Source organism: Oleiphilus sp. HI0128 (assembly GCF_001635365.1).
Genome location: NZ_LWGG01001377.1, coordinates 1 through 1,250 on the forward strand (window position 1 = coordinate 1; position 1,250 = coordinate 1,250).

Below are 1,250 nucleotides of genomic sequence, written 5' to 3' on the forward strand. Positions count from 1 at the left end.
CTGCATGGAATGGAATTGGAGTGTCACTTGCACATCTAAAAGGACACGTCACAGAGTCATATTACGCTTACGAGAGAGGCTTCGAAGCCGGGATTGAGACAGGAGAGCTTGCTAGAGCAGGGGTGTGCTTATCTGCGAAATCAACGATCAAAGCGGTTGCGGGCTTTCCCATTGAAGAGTTACTAACAGAGTATGAGGAGGCGAAGGCCTTTGTCGAGAAAAAGTCTTTGCGTGTTCCTTTTCTGCCGATACTTGAAAACTCTTGGCAATCTTATCTTAAGCACGAATACTTGCTTGGCGACGAAAACTTCGAGGCGACCTCGTTAGCAATTATCAATGGTAGTTCTTTCAAAGCCTTTCTCATGTATTGCCGTTTTGAATACTTCTTCTGGGACGAAGCGGATTGCGAAACACTGGTTGCGCATTTGTTTGACGCGGTTGCAAGTTACGGGCTTTTCAAAAGCCATTTTATGATGGTTGACCTATATTGCCTTAGTAATCTTGCCTTTATTCGTGCTCAGAGAGAGGGCTTTGTAGGCGCTAGTCATCAAGCATTCAAAAAATTGGAGAAAGTATCAAACGAGCTCAAGCACATTCTTCAGCTTCGAGCCGATTTATATTCTCTTAATCATGAGCATAAAATTGCTTTGGTAGAAGCAGAGCAGCTTGCCTTAGATGGCGCGCCTTTTGAACAAACGGCAAAGCGTTATAAACAGGCCATAAAGGAAGCCGAGGAAAACGGCTTTAGACAATATGCCGGTTTATCAAACGAATTCTTTGGACGCTACTTAATAGATATTGGTTTTGAATCCCTTGCCGATGTTCCAATTAAACGGGCACATAGCTGGTACAAGAGTTGGGGGAATAAAGCCAAAATTGATAGGCTATTAGCATGTTATCCTGAGCTGGCTATAAGTGAGAAACGTGATAAAACAGTGCCAGCCACATTTAGTAATTCGTCAAATGTTACGCTGACTCAGCAGTTTTCAACTGGCTTATCCGCGACCAGTTCAGTCAGGTCGGGAGAGGCTTTGGATTTTCAGTCAATCATAAAGTCAATGCAGACCCTGTCGGGGGAGTTGGATTTACACAACCTCATTGAAAGCATGATGAAAGTAATTCTTGAAAATGCAGGTGCACATATTGGGGTCTTGGTTGTACAGAGCCTGAAGGGCCAAAGGTAGAAGNTCAAGNCGATTTACCAAACGATCAGGCTTCCTATTTAATGCATATACCTCTGGAAAAGTCCG

The 1,250-nt window shown here is 43.8% G+C and carries 1 protein-coding gene; it reads left to right on the forward strand.

Annotated features, from left to right (window positions below):
• The coding region (locus tag A3763_RS22765) for a hypothetical protein (protein ID WP_231872295.1) at positions 1-1,184 on the forward strand (1,184 nt) is incomplete at its 5' end.
• Positions 1,185-1,250: the final 66 nt, after the last annotated feature.